Below are 17,264 nucleotides of genomic sequence, written 5' to 3'. Positions count from 1 at the left end.
TTTTGCTTTGAATTGATCCTTCGGGAATTGAAACTCTGTTCCCGTTATCGCTCCGCAAATCTTTGCTGTGCTTTGAATTGATCTTTCGGGAATTGAAACGTGATCTGCACCAGCTGGATGCGTTGGTTCATGGAGCTTTGAATTGATCCTTCGGGAATTGAAACGATAGGCCATGCAGCGCCCACTTCACTTTTTCGATTCTTTTAATTGATCCTACGGGAATTAACACTAAGAGTGCGGTACGCTCACCAGGTCGAACCAACCTATGTCAACTCCTCAAAAGTCAGGGATTTTAAACTGTCAACCTATATCAGGACGAGTCAACTCCGCCGAGTCACCCTACATCGCTCTCCCGTCCTCCCCAGCACCTGCGCCCGCGCCCCAATCCCCCCAAATCCCCCCTCCCCACCAAACATTTGCCCAGCGGGACGAATTTTAGCAATATGAAAAAGCTATGTTACCTCCTGCTGGCCGTGACCCTGGCCGCCTGCGCCCCCAAAGTGCCCACCGAACGCAAAAATGAACTCGCCGTACAATCGGCCGATACGGTAGAGACCGCCATCGGGCCGCTGGTGATCCCTTCGCCCTACACTACGCCTTCGGCGGTGAAGCAAAGTAAGGTGATCGACTGGCCCGCCGACCGCACGCCCCAGGCCCCCGCCGGCTTCCGCGTGGAGCGTTTTGCCGACGATTTGCAGCACCCCCGCTCGACCTACCAGGCCGAAAACGGCGACGTTTTTGCCGTAGAAAGCGACACCCGCAACAGCGCCAATCAAATCACTTTACTCCGCGATACGGACGGCGACGGCAGGCCCGATTTGCGCAAAGTGTTTCTGGCCGACCTCAAGCAGCCCTTCGGGATGCTCATCCTCGACGGCTATTTTTACGTGGCCAATACCGACGCTACTTACCGCTATCCTTACACGGTGGGGCAGGAGTCGCTCGACCCCGCCAAGGCGGAGCAAATTTTGGCCACTCCGCCCCAGGGTTACAACAACCACTGGACGCGCAACCTGCTGGCCAGCAAGGACGACCGCAAAATTTACGTGTCCGTGGGCAGCGGCAGCAACGTCGGCGAAAATGGGATGGATAAGGAGGAGGACCGCGCCACCATCATCGAAATCAACCCCGACGGCAGCGGCAAACGCAACTTCGCCACGGGCCTGCGCAATCCCGTGGGGATGGACTGGAACCCCATCACCGGGGAGCTCTGGACGGCCGTGAACGAACGCGATAAACTGGGCGATAATCTGGTGCCCGACTACGCCACGAGCGTGCAGGAAAACGGTTTTTACGGGTGGCCCTACAGCTATTTCGGTCAATTGCCTGATCCGCGCTGGGAAGAAGATCCCCATACCGAATTGGTGTCCCTGGCGATCGTGCCCGACGTGCCGCTGGGGCCGCATACCGCTTCGCTGGGCTTCGACTTTTACGTCGGCGATGCCTTCCCCGCCAGGTACCGCAACGGTGCTTTCGTCGGTCAACACGGCTCCTGGAACCGGGCCAATTTCAGTGGTTACAAGGTGGTATTTATCCCCTTTGACGCGGCGGGTAAGCCCCAAGCCCCCGAAGATTTCCTCACGGGCTTTATTGCCGACGCGGAGGCGGGTGAAGTTTATGGCCGTCCCGTTGGGGTAATGGAGCAAAAAGATGGCTCCTTACTGGTCTGTGATGACGACGCGGGGATCATTTGGCGGGTGAGTGTGGCCAAGCGCTAGGCGCTCATTCCCCCACAAGCTTCTGTGTCTCCTCCAGTAAGCCCGGCAGGTTCATTTTCTTATCGCCCCGGTACCAGTGCTGCCACTTTCCGTGGCTGGCTCCGGCTTTGATGTTTTCCACGGCCAGGAGTGCTTCGACGGCATCGGCCAGCAGGGTTTTGCCGCTGTTTTCGTCCGCATGTTGCAGGGCCAACTCAGCGCGCAGCAGGGCGTGCAGCCAGTGGCCCAGCGCGAGCTGGAGTTGGATGTGGGTCCGGAGGTTGTCGCTCAGCAGCTGCCGTTCCTGATCGGTAGCGAGTTGGGTGAGGATAACGGAGCTGAGGCTATCGGCCGATTGAAAATGAGCAATCTGGGTGGCCAGGCGCGCGGTCTTTTCCGCCAGGGGAAGGCCTTTTTTGGGGTCGGCACCCGCCAGGGCGGCGTGGAAAGGGTCGGCCTTTTTGTTCGTCTGCGGACTTTCTTGCGGTGGGGTGTAGCCGTTGGCGAGGATCTCGCGGATGCGTTTCAGCGCCGCTTGTCCTTCGTGTTTGGTCTGTCCGTCCAGAAACCCGGGCATGTTGCGGTCTCCGAAGCCGGCGTAGCCATCGAAGTAAGCCAGGTATGCCCGGTGCACGGCGTCGGGGGCGGAGGGGAAATTTTCCGCCGCCCAGTTGCGGAGGAAAACGTCGCCGTCGAAGCCGCGCATTTTCCAGAGCATATCGGATGAGGCGGCCAGGCCCGGCAGGAATTCCCGGACGTTACTGACGTTGAGAATGGCGTACTCGTGCGCGCCACTCGTGTAGGCTTCGCCCAGCACCTGCGCCGTTTGCCGGGGAGGAATGGCCTGCGCGAGGTGCGGACCCCAGCCCCATACCTGGTGGTGGTAGTAGACGCCGTATTGCCGCCCGGGTTCCCGCTCCGTTGCGTAAAAATCGGGTTGCCAGTGCCAGCCGGGGTTGTTGTCGGCAAAGACCGTGATGACGCCCCGGGGGATGCGCAGCAGGCCGTGTTGGTTAAAATAAGCGCCTTCGGCCCAGAGCGTGGTGGTCATTATTGGATTTTCGTCGCCCGTCGTTTCGGTGATGATTTTCTTTTGCAGGGCCATGGCCTCGGAAATGAGGCTGGCGCGCTCGGCGTCCGATTGTGGCGTGCCGGGGTCGGCCATCCACATGGGGCGGTCGCCGATGCCCCGCAGGCCCACCTGCCAGATGACGTTGTCGTACTGCGCCCATTCCCGGGCGTATTCCCGCCAGGTGGTTTCCACTTTTTCGCGGGCGCTGTAGAAGCTGAACAGGGGCTCTTCGCCGCGCGCTTTCCAGTAATTTTGGTAGGTAAAAGCACTGACGCCCAGCGGCTCGATGTGGTGCATGGAAAGGAATAATCCGCGGCGGGCGGCGGCGTCGAGCAGGGCGCGTTCCGGCGGATTTTTAATATCCAGAAAACTGGCGGGAATGATGAGGTTGAAGCGCAGGCGCACGGCGGCTTCGACCACGTGGTCCATCGCTTTTTCGTTGACTACGTCGCCGTAAAACGGGTAGCGGATATTGCGTTTTCCGCCGCTGTCCATCCATTCCGTAAGCAGGTCTTCGTCGTTGATGAACCAACCGCGGTATTTAAAATCGGGCGACTCGCTGGTATAGTCCATGGCCGCCAATGTTAACTGTTCCCGGCGTTGTGGTTCGCGGCCCGACCAAAAATAGAGGGGATCCACTTCTAATTGATGCTCGAGAAAATGATAAATGCCAAACATCAGCCCCCGCTCGTCGCCACCGCTGATGCGAATGCGGTCGGCCCCGATTTCAATGCGGTAGCGTTCCCAGCCGGAAGCCAGGGCGGAATCGCGCTCAATGACGATGCAGGGCTGGCAGTTTTTGGGGTCGGCCGCCAGGGCCGGACGCACGCCCGTGATTTTTTCCAGGTCACTGCGCAAGTCTTCCACCGCCAGGAGCGTCGGGGCCGTCAACCCTGCTCCCAGGACAATTTCTGCACCTGCGTCCGCGCCCCAATCGATATCTGCTTTATTGGTCGTACAGGCCGTAAAGAAAAATAATAAAAGCGGCAACAATTTTAATAAGTCCATATCATTCCTTTTGCGCGGCCGCAGGTGCAGAGTAATTACTGAGGAGCAATGCCCGCCCCGTGCATCAGCCCTTTGATGTAGCCGATGCCGAATAAATTTCCCTGCATACCGTATCCAAAATGTTCGTTGCTTTCGCCAGCCATCGTAGGAACGTGATCGGAACGCAGCGGCCCGGTAAATCCAATTTCCTTATACAATTTCATCGCCGCAAACATATCCGTCGGGCCATTGTCGTGGAAGGTTTCCCGAAAATCCGCTGGCGTGCCCACCACATCGCGGATGTGCACAAAAGCAATTTTCTGCCGCGCGCCGTATTTTTTGATCATGGCCAGCACATCTTCCTGCATGGTCGTAAAAGTCCCCTGGCAAAAGGTGATTTGGTGGGCCGGACTATCCGAAAACGATAGCGCTCTTTCCATAGCCGCATCGCTGGTAAAAACCCGCGCAATGCCCTGGACCGGGCTGATCGGCGGATCATCGGGGTGCAGGCCCATCGTCACCCCGGCGGCCTCCGCTGCGGGCAAAACGCGTTCCAGAAACCACTGGTAATTCTCCCAGATTTGTGCTTCGCTGAAGTTGCCGTACGGCGTTGGTTGCTGAACGATGTCGTCGGTATACACAAAACGGCTCACCAGCGCGTCGCCCCGTTCCCGCTCGGCCACCCGGGTGCGAAACCAGCCCGTGGCCATGAAGTTGTAGCACAGCAATTTCACGCCAAGCCGGCCCATATTTTCGAGCATCCGGCAGTAGCGTTCCACGTCATCTTCCCGCCCCGGCAAACCGAGTTTAATGCGTTGCATCGGGAATTGATCGCCCTCCAGGCCGTAGAGTTCAAAGCCGTGGTCGTTGAAGATTTGCTTCGACCTTGCGAAGCTGGCAAAGTCATCGATGGCCGGGTCGCCGGTAAGCTCCGGAGCCAATTTGGCAATGGCGGTTTTAATGCCCATTTGCTGGCAGAGTGGCCATTTTTCGTCGGGTTGGTTCCCGAAAAAAAGGAAAGAAAGTTTCATACGCCGGGACTACTTAAAAATCCGCCGTCTACCGGCACAGTGATGCCCGTTACGAAGCCCGCGTTTTCGTCGCTGATGAGCCAGTTCATGGTGCCGATCAGTTCCTCCGCCTCGCCGAAGCGCTTCAGGGGCGTTTGCCGCAGGATGTTCTGGGCGCGCACGGTCTGGCTGCCGTCGGGGTGGAACATGATCTGCCGGCTTCGCTCGTTGAGAAAGAATCCAGGCGCGATGGCGTTAACGCGGATGCCGGCGGGTGCCAGATACGCCGCCAGCCACTGCGTGAAACTGACGATCCCGTTCTTGGCCATCGCGTACGCCGCCACCCGCGTGATGGGCCGGAAGCTGGTCATCGACGCAAAATTGATGATGTTGCCCCGCCCCTCGGCCGCCATCGCTTTACCGAAGACGAAACAGGGAATGACGGTGCCCATCGTATTGATTTCGATGACGCTGCGGAAGGTTTCCATGCTCAGGTTGAAAAAGCCTTTGACGCTGTCGTTTTCCGGCTCCAGTTCGCGGGCGTCGAATTCGGTGGTGTCGGGCAGGGCCGCGCTTTGGTTGCCGCCCGCGCCGTTGATGAGCAAAGTGGCCACGCCGAGTTTTGCTTCCACTTCTTCCTTGGCGGCCGTCACTTCGGCTTCGCTGCTGACGTCGGCCAAAACGCAGATGGCCGTACCACCGGCCGCGTCAATTTCGGCGTGGGTTTTTTCCAGTTTGCTGAGCGTGCGGCCCAGCAGGGCCACTTTCCAGCCCTGGGCAGCCAGGGCTTTGGCCATGGCCGAACAGAGGGTGCCACCGGCTCCGGTGACGACGGCAATTTTATCCATCATCGATTAATTTTTGAAACGAAAAGTACCGGTGAAACCCCATTTTACGGCTGCGGAAAGCAGGATACAGACCAGGCCAATCAATAGCGCAATCCGCCCACTCAACAAATTCACACTGGGCAGACTCATCGCACTGAACAGCACGCCCGAAGCGAAAATGGCAATGCTGAAGAGGTTGCTCAGGGCAAAGGTGAAAGCGGGGTCGCTCTCCCCAATTTCGGCGGCGGAGAGCGGCCGATCGATCTTGGCAAAAAAGGCCGCCACCCGCTCGCGGTAAGCCTCCGGGGAAGCCAGCAGGTAACCACTCAGGAAGAAGACCACCGTACAGGCAATGATTTGCAGCAGCGTCGCCATCTCCCAACTCAAACTTCCGTTGAGGTTGAAGACCAGGCCGGCCACGAAGCCGGTCAGCACGGTGAAAAAGGCCCCAATGGCATTCGTTTTGCGGAACAATAAACCGAGGACGAGCGGGATGGCCAGCGGAATGGCAAAAAGCCCCGTCAGCAATTTATTGGCCTCGAAGGCACTGCCCAGCCGACCAATAAAAAGGGAGCCGCCCACGACGATAATACCGACCAAGACGATGTTGAGGCGCGCCACGAGGATGAGCTGTTTTTCCGTTGCGTCGGGATTAATGAGGCGTTTGTAAATATCGTTGGTCAGTACGGCCGACATCACGTTGAACTCCGAATTCAAAGAAGACATCGTAGCCGAAAACATCGCCGCAATCATCAGTCCCAGTAATCCCGCCGGCAAGAGCTGCACCGCCAGCGCCACGTAGGCCTGTTCGGGGTCTTCCAGGCCGGGGAGGATGTCGGCCGCCGCAATGGCCGGCAGCAGGAAAATGATGGGAAAAACGAAAAGCAGGGCGGCGGATAAAAAGCCGAGTTTGCGGGTGGCCGCTTCGTCTTTCACACTGTAAAAGCGCTGGATAAATACCCAGTTGCCGTTGTATTTCAGCAGCAGCATGAGGTAATACACCAGCAGCCAGGTCGGTTGCCCTTTCGGACCGTTAAACCAGTGGAAATGTTCCGGCAGCTTGGTCATCAAGGTCCCCAAACCGCCCGCTGCGTTGAGCGAGAGTGGCACGAGCAGGACGGAAACGAAGACCAGAATAATGAATTGCAGCGTATCCATCACTACCACCGCCCAGACGCCCCCGACGATGGTAAACAGCGTTGTAACGGCTCCCGAAAGGACAATGGCCGTTACAAAGTCCAGGTCCGTTGCCGCCGTCAGGAAAATCCCCATCGCGTACTGCCGCACCATGTTGTCGAGAAAGCGCATGCCCAGTCCCGTCCAGCTGAAGAGTTGCCGGATATTGTTGTTGAAGCGGGTTTCCAGGTATTCCACCGGCGTGAGGATGCGGGAGCGGACCCATTTCTTCCCAATCACCAGCGCGGCAAAGAGGAAGGGTAGGGTTGCGCCCCAGAGAACGGTGACACCCACCAGTCCGTCGGTATAGGCAATGCCGGCGTAGGCGATGAAAACAAAGGTGCTCAGCGAGCCCATGAAATTGCTCACCGCCGAGATGCCCCAGGGGATGGTATTGCCCCCACTGAAATAACCTTTGATGTCTTTTATGAACCAGCCGAAAAAAGAACCCACCCCGGCCATCAAGGCGAGGTAAATACCCATCGAAATATAGTCCAGCGCAGCAAGTTTTCCCATCAGAAGTAACCGCCCTTGTCCATAATATCCTGGGCCGATTCACCGGCTTTCACCCAGCCAAAGATTTCTTTTTCGTTCCGCTTGATTTCCTCGGCGCGCAGCAGTACGTCGTAGGCCACCTGCCGGGGTACGCAGAGTACGCCGTCCACGTCGCCCACGATAATATCGCCGGGACGAATAAATACCTTGCCGATTTTAATCGGAATCTGGTAGTGGGTAATCAAACAGCGGCCCAGGCTGCCGTTGCTGGAGCGATATTTGTAGAATACCGGAAAATTGGCTTCCAGAATCTGGTGGGTATCCCGGATGCCGCCGTCGATACAGGCGGCGCGGATGCCTTTGCCTTTGGCGGTGGCCGTCATCACGCCGCCCCAGCCGGTGCTTTCTTCGTCGCCGCTCGTGTCGTACAGCACGAAGGCGTTGGCGTGCATGGCGTCCAGCATCTGGGTGCGGAAGCCCATCTCGCCGCTCACCAGCGTACTTGGCGCACTCTTCACCGTAAAGGCAAATCCGGCCACCGTCTGGTATTCGCGCAGGGGTTTGATGTGGTTGGGCAGGGCCTGTTCCAGCAGCACAAATTCCCGCAGGACGTCGTTGATCGCTCCGGCGTACAACTGCTCGTAGCGCGTCAGCAATTCTTCGTCGGAGATTGGGAAAGTCACTTCCGGAATGACTTCGCGGGCTTCGATCAACCGTTCCAGGTTCATCATGCCCACTTCTTTTTTATATTTTTCTACGCTCATGGTTAGCATTTTTTTGCGCGCACGCAGGCGATGGTCCCGAAGTATTTCGGGGTGCAATATTTAGTTGGACGAGAGGGTGGGGGAGGCCGCCGCAACTTTCCGCCCGAGCCAGTCGGCGGCGTTGCGGTAGCCGATGTTGGTGACTGCCTCGGTGAGCAGGGCTTCGTCGTTGGGGATTCGCCCTGCGTCCACCCATTCGCCCAGGAGGTTACAGAGGATGCGGCGGAAGTATTCGTGGCGGGAAAAGGACAGCAAGCTGCGCGAATCTGTCGTCATGCCGATGAAGTGGTGCAGCAGGCCGTGCGCCGCCACGGCCTGCAGTTGGTCCCGGATGCCGTCCAGGTGGTCGTTGTACCACCACGAAGGGCCAAACTGGATTTTCCCCGGCCGCCCCGATTCCGCAAAGGAGCCGGTCAGGCTGGCAAAACCGGCATTGTCGGAAGGGTTGAGGGTGTAGAGGATGATGTCTGGCAAACCGTGCTGGCCGCGTTCGATGGTGTCGAGCAGGGTAGCGATGCTGGCCACGTCGGCGGCGCTGCCAATGCTGGCGTAGCCCCCGGCGTCACCGGCCAGACTCCGCAGGCGGGCACTGGTTTTGCGCTGTGCTCCGACGTGCAGTTGCAGGCCCCAGTCGCGGCTGGCGTAGCGGCTGGCGAGCTCCAGGATGAGGTAGTTCTTGATCGCTAACCCCGCTTCTTCCCCCAGCTTTGCACCTGCGGCCGCGCCCGCAAAAAGCTCCGCCGCCCGCTCGTGGGTACAGGGCAGAAAACGGTAGCCGGAGTTGAGGGCGTGGTCGGCCAACACCCCGCCCGCCCTGGCGAATTCTTCCAAGCGCAGGTCAACCGCCACGAGGTAATCCTCCAAAGTACGGATCTCCCGCCCGGTGAGCGCCGCCAGCTGCGCCAGCCAGGCCGGAAAGCCACTCCGCGTCACGTCCGTAATGCTGTCGCCCCGCAGCGAGGGCAGCACCGTCAAGGTGCCCCGCGCCGTGGCCCGGCCGTGAAAGCCCAGGTCCTGCAAGAGGTCATCGGAAGTACAGAGCGTCTCCACCCCAAAACCCCGGAGAATGCCCTGCGCCGAGAGCCGTGGTTCCCCAAGCTGCGCGTTGGCCCGCCGCCAGATGTCCTCCGCCGTCGCGGGCGAAAGAAGTTCCTCCTCCCCAAACACGCGTTGGAGTTCCAGGCAGTTCCAGTGGTAAAGCGGGTTGCCCCAGGTACGCGGAAAAGTCTCGGCCCAGGCCAGGAACTTATCGTAGGCACTGGCCTGCCCCGTAATGCGTTCTTCGGTGATGCCATTGATGCGCATCGCCCGGTGCTTGTAGGGGTCCCCCGCAATCCACAGCGCAGTAAGGTCCTCGAAAGTACGGTCACCCGCCAGGGCCGCCGGATCGAGGTGGTTGTGGTAATCCACTACGGGCAGGTGCCGGGCCGTGGCGTGAAACAAGCGTTCGGCCACCGCACCCCGCAACAGGAAATTGTCGTTGATGAAAGAGAGCAAATGCGCGTTATTTAAGGATGCCAGGCAAAGCCGAACGTTCGGCAATCACGGTAGGACTGTCGTACACCGGAATGCCGAAAAATACGTGATCCTGATTTTCCACGCGGTGCCGGCTGGCGGGGATTTCATATACCTGCCCCGTGCGGAGGTCAACGCAAACCGGATCTTTAAAGGTCGTTTTCCGGAAAGTCAGATCCACCGCCGTCGTCGTGTTGTAGTCCGACGGAATGTTGTCGCCGAACCAAAAAGCCACCAGCGCCGCGTTGGACCGGTCAAAAGCGTAAGCCTTTACGCCGTGGTAAGTGGCCGCCTTGTAGTCGAAGTCGGGCCGGCGGACCACATCCGCCCCGAAGAGCGAGACGAGGTTTTGTACTGCGGAATAGGCATGTTTTGGCCGGACGACTTCTTTATTGTCGTTGGTCAGCAACAGGCCTTTGCGGTTTATTTCGTCGGGGTATTGCAAATCCACGATGGAAAAAATGCTGGTGCCAATGCCCTGTCCGCGGTCGTTAATGGCGCGGCGCAAAAACCATTTGGCCTGGCTCAGTTCGGTCCAGTTGTACTTGCTCAGGGCTTTGGTGTTGCGGAACTCGCTGGGCGCGCCGTTTTCCCCCTGGTAGAGCTCGATGCGGTCGCTGTACTTGCGCAGGGTGTCGCGGAGTTCGGCCACGCCACGGTCTACCGCATCGGGGTTGAGGCTGTAGGGGTGATAGCAGAGGAGGTCCAGGGATTCGAGGCCGTCGTTGGCCTTGAGGTAGCGCAGCACCCGGGCATTCCACTGCGTGGCGATTCCGGCGGAGGCCATTCCGATGATGGTGGCCTTGGGTTGCAGTTCGCGGATGATCTTGCTGGTCATCATCAGAAAGGCAGCGTAATCTTCCGGTGGATTGCCGTGGCCAGGATTATCGGGCCGCCAGTTGTTATTGGGCTCGTTCCAAACCTCCCAGACGTCCACTACGTCGGAATAACGCGCCACCGTGGCCCGCACGTAACGCTTCCATCCCTCTTTGGCCGTACCACTGTTGGGTAGGCCTGCCCCGAGCCGGATGCCGCCGCCACCCGAGTATATTTCGTTGCCGTATGAAAGGCTGATCCAGGGCTTAACGCCTTTTTTTACGAGGTCGCGCACGTGGTGGTCCAGCCAGGCAAAATCGTATTGGCCTTGCTTTTTTTCGGTTTTAGCCCAGCCACTTTGCAATCGGACCTGCGTAATTCCCAGGGGTTCGACGTAGGCTTTCCAGTTGTCGTAAATCGTATAGTCGCGGTCCATCGTCTCGCCGCCAACGCTCCAGGGGTAGCCTTTGACTTCGTGGGTCGTCAGCGTTTTTAGTTTACCGGCGACGGGCAGCCCGATGGCCACTTCCGTCCAGGGAGTTACGTTATGTTGGGCGCTGACGCAGGTGCAAAGTAAAGTCAGGATGAGCAGGGGATACCAGTATGGATGGCGATTCGACATTATGAATTTGATTATTGGTTGATTTGAAGTGGTGGCTGGGCTTGTGGGAGGATCCCCGGATTACGGATGCTGTGCAACCTTCATCCGGGGTTATTGAGGTTGGACCCCTCCGGGGTCGGGGATCTTGTGGGAGTCCACCGGAATACGGATGGTTTGTATCCCCGGATTACTGATACTGTGCATTCTTCATCCGGGGTTATGGAGGTTGGACCCCTCCGGGGTCGGTCTGGGCGGGTCGCGACGTGGGCTTAGCCATGTTTTTTTGCGCTTAATACGGATTAATTATAGCCAGGGTTTTGGGGCAGGTTTCCCGTGGTATTGGCCTCGATTTCCCGCAGGGGAATGGGCCATAAACCCTGGAAATCCTGAATTTCGTCGCGGTTGTGGTCGTTGTAGAGCCGTACCCGCTCCACGAGTTTGCCCAGGCGGTGCAGGGTGATGCGGCGCTGTTCTTCCAGGCTGAGTTCGCGGGCGCGCTCGTCAAGGATGTAATCGATGGTTACGGCACCGGGGCTGACGGGACTTGCCTGGGCGCGGGCGCGGACTACGTTGATGTCATCCGCTGCCGCCTGGGCATTGCCAGCGGCCAGGTGGGCCTCGGCGCGCAGGAGGTAGGTTTCGGCGAGGCGGACGTAGTACTGGTCCGTGTACGTCGCTCCGGCGTTGGCGTTGAGCAGGAAGTCGCCGGCCCGCCCCTCTTGGTAAAGTCCCTCGGGGTGGTTCTCAGGGGTCGTGACCTTAGAAAGCCAGGGGTAGAAGCGCCAGTCTTGGCCCAGAATGACGGAGCCGGGGAATTCGACGGCACTCTGCCCGAAGAAGTCGGAGGCGGGGTTGTTGTAAATGACGTCGCGCACGTAATTGAAGCGGGAGTTGCGGATGTCGTTATCAAAATCATCGGCCCAGATCTGGTTCTCAAAGTAGTCGGTCGGCTGGAGGAAAGAAACGCCGCGGCCGCCGCCGTTGAGGTCGCCTACCCAGGAGAGCATCCCTGAAGCACCGTTTGGATCGTTGAGGGTGAAAACGGCCGGCGCGTGGATGCGCTCGAAGAGGTTGCCGCTGGTACCAAAATCGGCGTTGCTGACGAGTTGACCGCCGGGAACGTCCACTTCCATCTGTGCCACCCAGAGGGCTTCCGTATTTCCGCTGCTGCGGTTCTGGTTGCCCCGGCGGAAAAGGTCGAAGTAGACGTCGGCATCCGGAAAGGCGCTCACGCGGGAGCCGAAGCGTTCGGTCATCAAGCCAGTAGCGGGGTCGTCAATCACCCGCGTGGCTTCGGCGATGGCCAGGTCGTTCTGTCCGGTCGAGATATAGGTCTCAGCCAGGTAGTGGCGTGCCACCAGGGCGTGTACCCGTCCGTCGGGCACTTCCGTAATGCCGGGCAGGTTATCGGCCGCGAAGCTGAAATCGGCCACGACTTGCGCCAGGACTTCTGCCTTTGGCGCGCGGGTGAAGTCCGTACGCGGCGATTCAATGGCATCAACGTACAGGGGCACATCCCCGTAAAGGTAAACGAGGTAGCGGTAGGCGAGGCCCCGGAAAAAGCGGGCTTCGGCTTCGATGCGCCGCGCCTCGTCACTGGTCAGGCTGGAGCCATCCAGCTGTCCGATGATGATATTGACCGAGGAGACGATTTTGTACCAGCGTTCCCAGTGGAAACTCACCACGCCAGCCTGGGGGGTGAGCGCACTCGAATAGTCGCCAAAACGGCCCGTGACGGTAGAAAGACGCGCATCCTTCATCATGTCGGTACCGTAGTGGTGGGCATAAGAAATGTCGGACCCGCCGTAGTGGGTGGTCCGCACCCGCGCGTAGAGATCGTAAAGAGAGCCTTCAAACTGGGCGAAGTTTTCAAAAGAGTTTTCCGGACTGAAGAAGTCAAGGGGTCTTTCTTCCAGAAAAGCTTCTTCGTCGCAGGAGGTAAAAAACTGGCCCGCAAACAGGCAAAGCAGCAGTAGCGCAAAGGATTGGATACGCATGGTTGGTTGACTTTAAGCGGTGATTTAGAAAGAGACGTTGATGCCAAAGGAATAGCCGCCCAATAGCGGACGGCTGTCGTTCAGCCCCTGGTCGGTTTCGGGGTCCCAACCTTCCCAGTCGGTAATGGTCCAGAGGTTCTTTCCAGCGATGAAGACTTTGAGACTGCTCAGGCCCAGTTGTTCGGTGAGGCTTTTGCTCAGGTTGTAGGCCAAACTCACGTCCTGTAGCCGGACGAAGCTGCGACTGAAGTACTGCGAGCCATTGAAGGGCGTATTGGTTCCCGGCAGGCGGTAGGTGGCTCCCGGGTTGTTGGGAGACCAGTAGTCGATGTCGGCGTACCAGTTCTGGCTCTGGGCCAGTCCTGGGGTCAAAACCCCCAAAGCTTCGTTGTTGCCCAGGTAAAAGTCGTTTCCGCCCTGGACGGCGTTGAAGAAAAAGCGGAAGGTGAAATCGCCGTAGCTGATGCTGTTGCGCAGGCCCAGGGTGAAGCCGGGGTCGGAACTACCCAGGACGGTGCGGTCATCGGGAGTGATCATCCCGTCGCCATTGACGTCGCGCAGGCGGTAAGTGCCCGGTGCGTAGCCCGCCGGGATTTCGTCGTTGAGTTGGTAGATGCCTTCCACCTGGTAGTCAAAGATGGTATTGATCGGCTGGCCGATAAATAGTCCGCTGGCGGTGAGGTCGTCTTCGCGGCCGTCGCCGTCGTTGTCAAAGCCCAACAGGCTCACAATTTCGTTGCGGTTGCGGGCTACGTTGAGCCCCACCGTCCAATTGAAATTGTCTTTCCGGATGGCCTCCAGGTTCAGATTCAGCTCGATGCCGTTGTTCTTGATTTCCCCGACGTTGGAGGTGATGGAAGTGAAGCCGGTGATGCCGGGGAGGACCAGATTGAAGAGCAGGTCGGTAGTGTTGCTGTTGTAGAGATCGAGGTTGCCCGAGATCCGTCCGTCCACGGCCGCGAAGTCGAGTCCGAAGTTGAATCCCGCCGTCCGTTCCCACTTCAGGTTGGGGTTGGCCAGGCTCTGGATGCCCTGCCCGTTGAGTGTCTGCCCGCCGTCGCCGAAGATGTAGCGGTTGTCCTCGCCGGCCAGGATGCGGGCCAGGGAGCTGTAGCGATTGGTCAGGTTGCCATTGATGCCGTAGCCGACCCGCAGCTTGAGGAAGTCGAAGAGCTGGTTATCGGCCATAAAGCCCTCTTCCGAGATGACCCAGCCGATGCTGGCCGAGGGGAAGACGGCAGACCGGTTGTTGGCCGCAAAGCCACTGAACCCGTCCCGTCGGGCCGTTGCGGTGAACAAGTAGCGGTTTTGAAAATCGTAGGCCAAACGGAACATCTGGCTGGAGAAACTCTCTTCGAAGGCACTGCTCTCAACAAACTGGAGCCGGGCCTGGGCCAGGTCGTTGAAGGAAAGGCCAAGGTTCGTAAAACCTACGCCACGGGCCGAAGTACTTTCGAACGAAATCCGCCGTCGCTCCAGCACGCCGGTCAGGATAAGACCATGCTTAGGCCCCAATGGCACCTGATAGTTGAGGATGTTGTTGAGCGTCCAGTCGTAAGTGGAGTTGTTGTTTTTGAACGCCGCGCCGCTCAAACCGCCTTCGTAAACGGAAGCGTTCTGCCGGGTCTCGAAGCGGTAATTGTTGCTGTAGTTGACGCGGTAGCTTAGGCCAGGAATAAAGGGAAATTTAATTTCACCGAAGAAAATCCCGACCAGCCGATTGCGGATATCCCGGTCGTCGGTATCGCTGGCCAGGAGGGGATTGAGAACATTGTCGCCCAGGGGATTGATGATGAAATTTCCATCCGCATCCCGCGGGGCCGCGAGCGGACTAAAGCTGGTGACGTTACCGATGCTGGGGCTGGTGCCGCTGTAGTCCGCAAAACTCCCGAAAGAGTTGGTGCCGATGGTCAGCCAGTCGGTCACGTCAACGCTCAAGTTTACCCGCGCCGTTTTGCGGTTGTAGTTGTCGTTGAGTACAATGCCCTGCTGGTCGGTATAGCCGCCGGAGATGAAGTAAGTCGTTTTGTCGGTGGCACCGCTGACGCTCAGACTGTGGTCGGTGATGAACCCATTTTGCTGGGTGGCCCCCAGCCAGTCAAAATCCGTACCATTGGCCAGGCCCGCGAGGATGGGGGCGAAAAAGGCGGCGTCGTTTTCCGGGGTCCAGTCGGGGTTGATCTGGGTGAAGTCGGGGCCGACGTAGCCGTTGAGGTAATCGACGTCTCTAGCGGCCAGCAGGTAATCTTCGCGGCTTAAGAGGCGACGATCCTGAGTGGGATTCTGCGTGGTGTAGTTGCCAGAATAGCTGATGCTTGGCTTGCGGGCACCACGGCCAGTCTTGCTGGTGATCAGGATGACCCCGTTGGCAGCCTGGGCACCATAAATGGCTTTGCTGCTGGGATCTTTGAGGACGTCAACCGACGCAATATCGTTCGGGTTGATGTCGGTAATCCGGCCCGCGTAGATGATGCCGTCCAGTACGATGAGCGGCGCGGTATTGCCGTTGATGGAGTTTTGTCCGCGGATCTGGATGCTGGCGTCTTCGCCGGCGGCCGTGGATTGGCCGACCACCAGGCCCGGGACCGTGCCGTTGAGGGATTGTAAAATATTGGTATTCGGTGCCTCCCGGAAGGCCTCCAGCGGGGCCGAGGCAACTGCCCCGGTGAGGTCCCGCCGCCGTTGGGTGCCGTAGCCGACCACAACCACTTCCGTCAGCTCGGCAGTGCTGGATTGCAGGACAATCTCGAAGTTGGTTTGATTGCCCACGACTTGTTCGAAAGTCTGGTAACCGGTGTAGGTAATGACCAACACATCATCCGCCGCGGCCTGGAGCGTAAAATCGCCATTCAAGTCGGTCACCGTGCCCGTTCCCGTGCCTTTGATGGTTACCGTTGCCCCAATCAAAGGTTCCTGGTCAGTGTCCAAAACACTACCGCTGAGCGTCGTTTGGGCTACTGCTACTGAAGTGAAAAACAAGATAAACAGCAGAGCCAATCCCCTGCCAAGCGACGTAAAATCAAGCGCCATAGTTGTCTTTTTATGCCACCTTCATTGCTCCCAAGACATTCAGCAATATTGGCGACTCTTTTGCATGAAAATTGTACCGTACTTTCGAATAGCAAATGCTTCCGCAGTTATCCTCCTCCTTTCGGAATTTTATTTTATAAGCGATGAGGATTTCAAAACATTTGATCGATGCACAAAATTATGGCGTGGTAGCAGCCTCAATCTTGCGTTTCTTCTCTATTGTTGGTACTATTTTAGCTGAAAATGCTAAATTGGCCTCTCAAAGCAAGCTGTAAAGCATTGAAGGAGTCCATTTTACTACAACGGGAGCAAAAACCGACGAACCAATCCTTCGTGGCACGGCACGCGATTGTGCCCCACCTTTACAACCGTTGGCACCACCACTTCGAGCTGGAACTCATGTACGTGATACGGGGGGAAGGGACGCGCTTCGTAGGGCAAAGCATCCTGCCCTTTTACAGTGGTGACATGGTTTTGGTGGGGTCCAATGTTCCCCATTTCTGGCAAAGCGATCCCAGCTACTTCCAGGGCGATGAGCAGGTCTCTTCTGAACTGATTCTGGTGCAGTTTGCCCCCGATTTGATCAAGGGAGGTTTCGATTTGCCCGAAATGGAGCCCATCAAAACGCTCATCCAGCGGGCCCAGTCGGGCTTGAGTTTCCACGGCCAGGCCAAAGAGGTGGCGCATAATTTACTGTGGGATTTGGTCAAGACCTCCGGCAGCCACAAGCTCATCGTGCTCCTGCACCTGCTCACCCACCTGGCGCAAACCTCCGAAGTGCAAAACCTTTTCGTCCCCTCCACGCAGCAGCCGCTGAACGTGAAGAAATCGGAGCGACTGAGTGAATCGATCAACTTCATCCGCAACAACTACGTGCAGAAAATCACCCTGAGTGAGGTGGCTGAGCAAGCGAATATGTCGGAACAGGCCTTCTGCCGCTACTTCAAGACCAACACCCAGAAGACGGTGCTACAGTTCATCAACGAGTTGCGCGTCAGTCATGCCTGCAATCTGCTGATGCAGACGGAAATGAACGTTTGTGAGATCTGCTTCGCTTCGGGCTTTAACAACGTCTCCAATTTTAACCGCTTTTTCAAAAGGATTGTGGGCACTTCACCTTTGCAATACCGGGGGTCTTTGCCTTGATGCATTGCTCCTCCAACCTACTCCCCCCTTCGGGGGGTCGGGGGGGAGCACCTGCGGCCGCGCCCGCTGTCCCCAAACCCTCCGCAAGCAAATTCCGCCAGTAATGGACCCAAATGCCTACCTTAAGCCCC

The 17,264-nt window shown here is 58.1% G+C and carries 11 protein-coding genes and 1 CRISPR repeat array (1 of these 12 only partly in view); of the genes, 2 read left to right on the top strand and 9 right to left on the bottom strand.

All coding sequences use genetic code 11. From position 1 onward, the window contains the following. Positions 1–229: a CRISPR direct-repeat array (repeat unit 29 nt; unit sequence CTTTGAATTGATCCTTCGGGAATTGAAAC); it reaches 8,398 nt to the left of the window's first position. Between the two features lie 214 nt (positions 230–443). Beyond that, positions 444–1,718: a PQQ-dependent sugar dehydrogenase gene (locus H9S92_RS13285; RefSeq protein WP_187467196.1), complete on the top strand. Its 1,275-nt coding sequence runs from the start codon at positions 444–446 to the stop codon at positions 1,716–1,718. A 4-nt stretch (positions 1,719–1,722) separates the two neighbouring features. Here the strand turns inward: H9S92_RS13285 and H9S92_RS13280 are convergent, their stop codons facing one another. From H9S92_RS13280 to H9S92_RS13240, 9 genes are all read right to left on the bottom strand, one after another. Beyond that, entirely contained in the window at positions 1,723–3,777 is a 2,055-nt protein-coding gene (locus H9S92_RS13280; RefSeq protein WP_187467195.1) for a glycosyl hydrolase 115 family protein, read from the bottom strand. Positions 3,778–3,812: 35 nt separating this feature from the next. Beyond that, positions 3,813–4,787, bottom strand: coding sequence for a mannonate dehydratase (locus H9S92_RS13275; RefSeq protein WP_187467194.1), 975 nt, complete (start codon positions 4,785–4,787; stop codon positions 3,813–3,815). Beyond that, on the bottom strand, positions 4,784–5,617 hold the full coding sequence (locus H9S92_RS13270) for an SDR family NAD(P)-dependent oxidoreductase (protein ID WP_187467193.1): 834 nt from the start codon (positions 5,615–5,617) through the stop codon (positions 4,784–4,786). The genes H9S92_RS13275 and H9S92_RS13270 overlap by 4 nt, the downstream gene beginning before the upstream one ends. Positions 5,618–5,620: 3 nt before the next feature. Continuing rightward, entirely contained in the window at positions 5,621–7,285 is a 1,665-nt protein-coding gene (locus H9S92_RS13265; protein ID WP_187467192.1) for a sodium:solute symporter family transporter, read from the bottom strand. After that, on the bottom strand, positions 7,285–8,028 hold the full coding sequence (locus H9S92_RS13260) for an RraA family protein (RefSeq protein ID WP_187467191.1): 744 nt from the start codon (positions 8,026–8,028) through the stop codon (positions 7,285–7,287). The genes H9S92_RS13265 and H9S92_RS13260 overlap by 1 nt, the downstream gene beginning before the upstream one ends. Positions 8,029–8,088: 60 nt before the next feature. Continuing rightward, positions 8,089–9,525: a glucuronate isomerase gene (uxaC, locus tag H9S92_RS13255; protein WP_187467190.1), complete on the bottom strand. Its 1,437-nt coding sequence runs from the start codon at positions 9,523–9,525 to the stop codon at positions 8,089–8,091. A 7-nt stretch (positions 9,526–9,532) separates the two neighbouring features. Then, a complete protein-coding gene (locus H9S92_RS13250; RefSeq protein ID WP_187467189.1) occupies positions 9,533–10,981 on the bottom strand; it encodes a hypothetical protein in 1,449 nt (482 codons plus the stop codon). Between the two features lie 278 nt (positions 10,982–11,259). Continuing rightward, positions 11,260–12,957: a RagB/SusD family nutrient uptake outer membrane protein gene (locus H9S92_RS13245; RefSeq protein ID WP_187467188.1), complete on the bottom strand. Its 1,698-nt coding sequence runs from the start codon at positions 12,955–12,957 to the stop codon at positions 11,260–11,262. Between the two features lie 24 nt (positions 12,958–12,981). After that, positions 12,982–15,987 (bottom strand): SusC/RagA family TonB-linked outer membrane protein, encoded by a 3,006-nt coding sequence (locus tag H9S92_RS13240; protein ID WP_187467187.1) that lies wholly within the window; start codon positions 15,985–15,987, stop codon positions 12,982–12,984. A 279-nt stretch (positions 15,988–16,266) separates the two neighbouring features. Here H9S92_RS13240 and H9S92_RS13235 point away from each other — a divergent pair, with 279 nt between their 5' ends. Next, the gene (locus tag H9S92_RS13235) at positions 16,267–17,133 is read left to right on the top strand and encodes a helix-turn-helix domain-containing protein (RefSeq protein WP_222936099.1); all 867 of its coding nucleotides are present in this window, start codon (positions 16,267–16,269) and stop codon (positions 17,131–17,133) included. The last annotated feature ends 131 nt before the right edge of the window (positions 17,134–17,264 follow it).

The organism is Neolewinella lacunae, assembly GCF_014349155.1.
GTDB lineage: Bacteria > Bacteroidota > Bacteroidia > Chitinophagales > Saprospiraceae > Neolewinella > Neolewinella lacunae.
The sequence above is the reverse complement of the archived record's forward strand: the minus strand, read 5'-3'. Positions and strand labels throughout refer to the sequence as shown.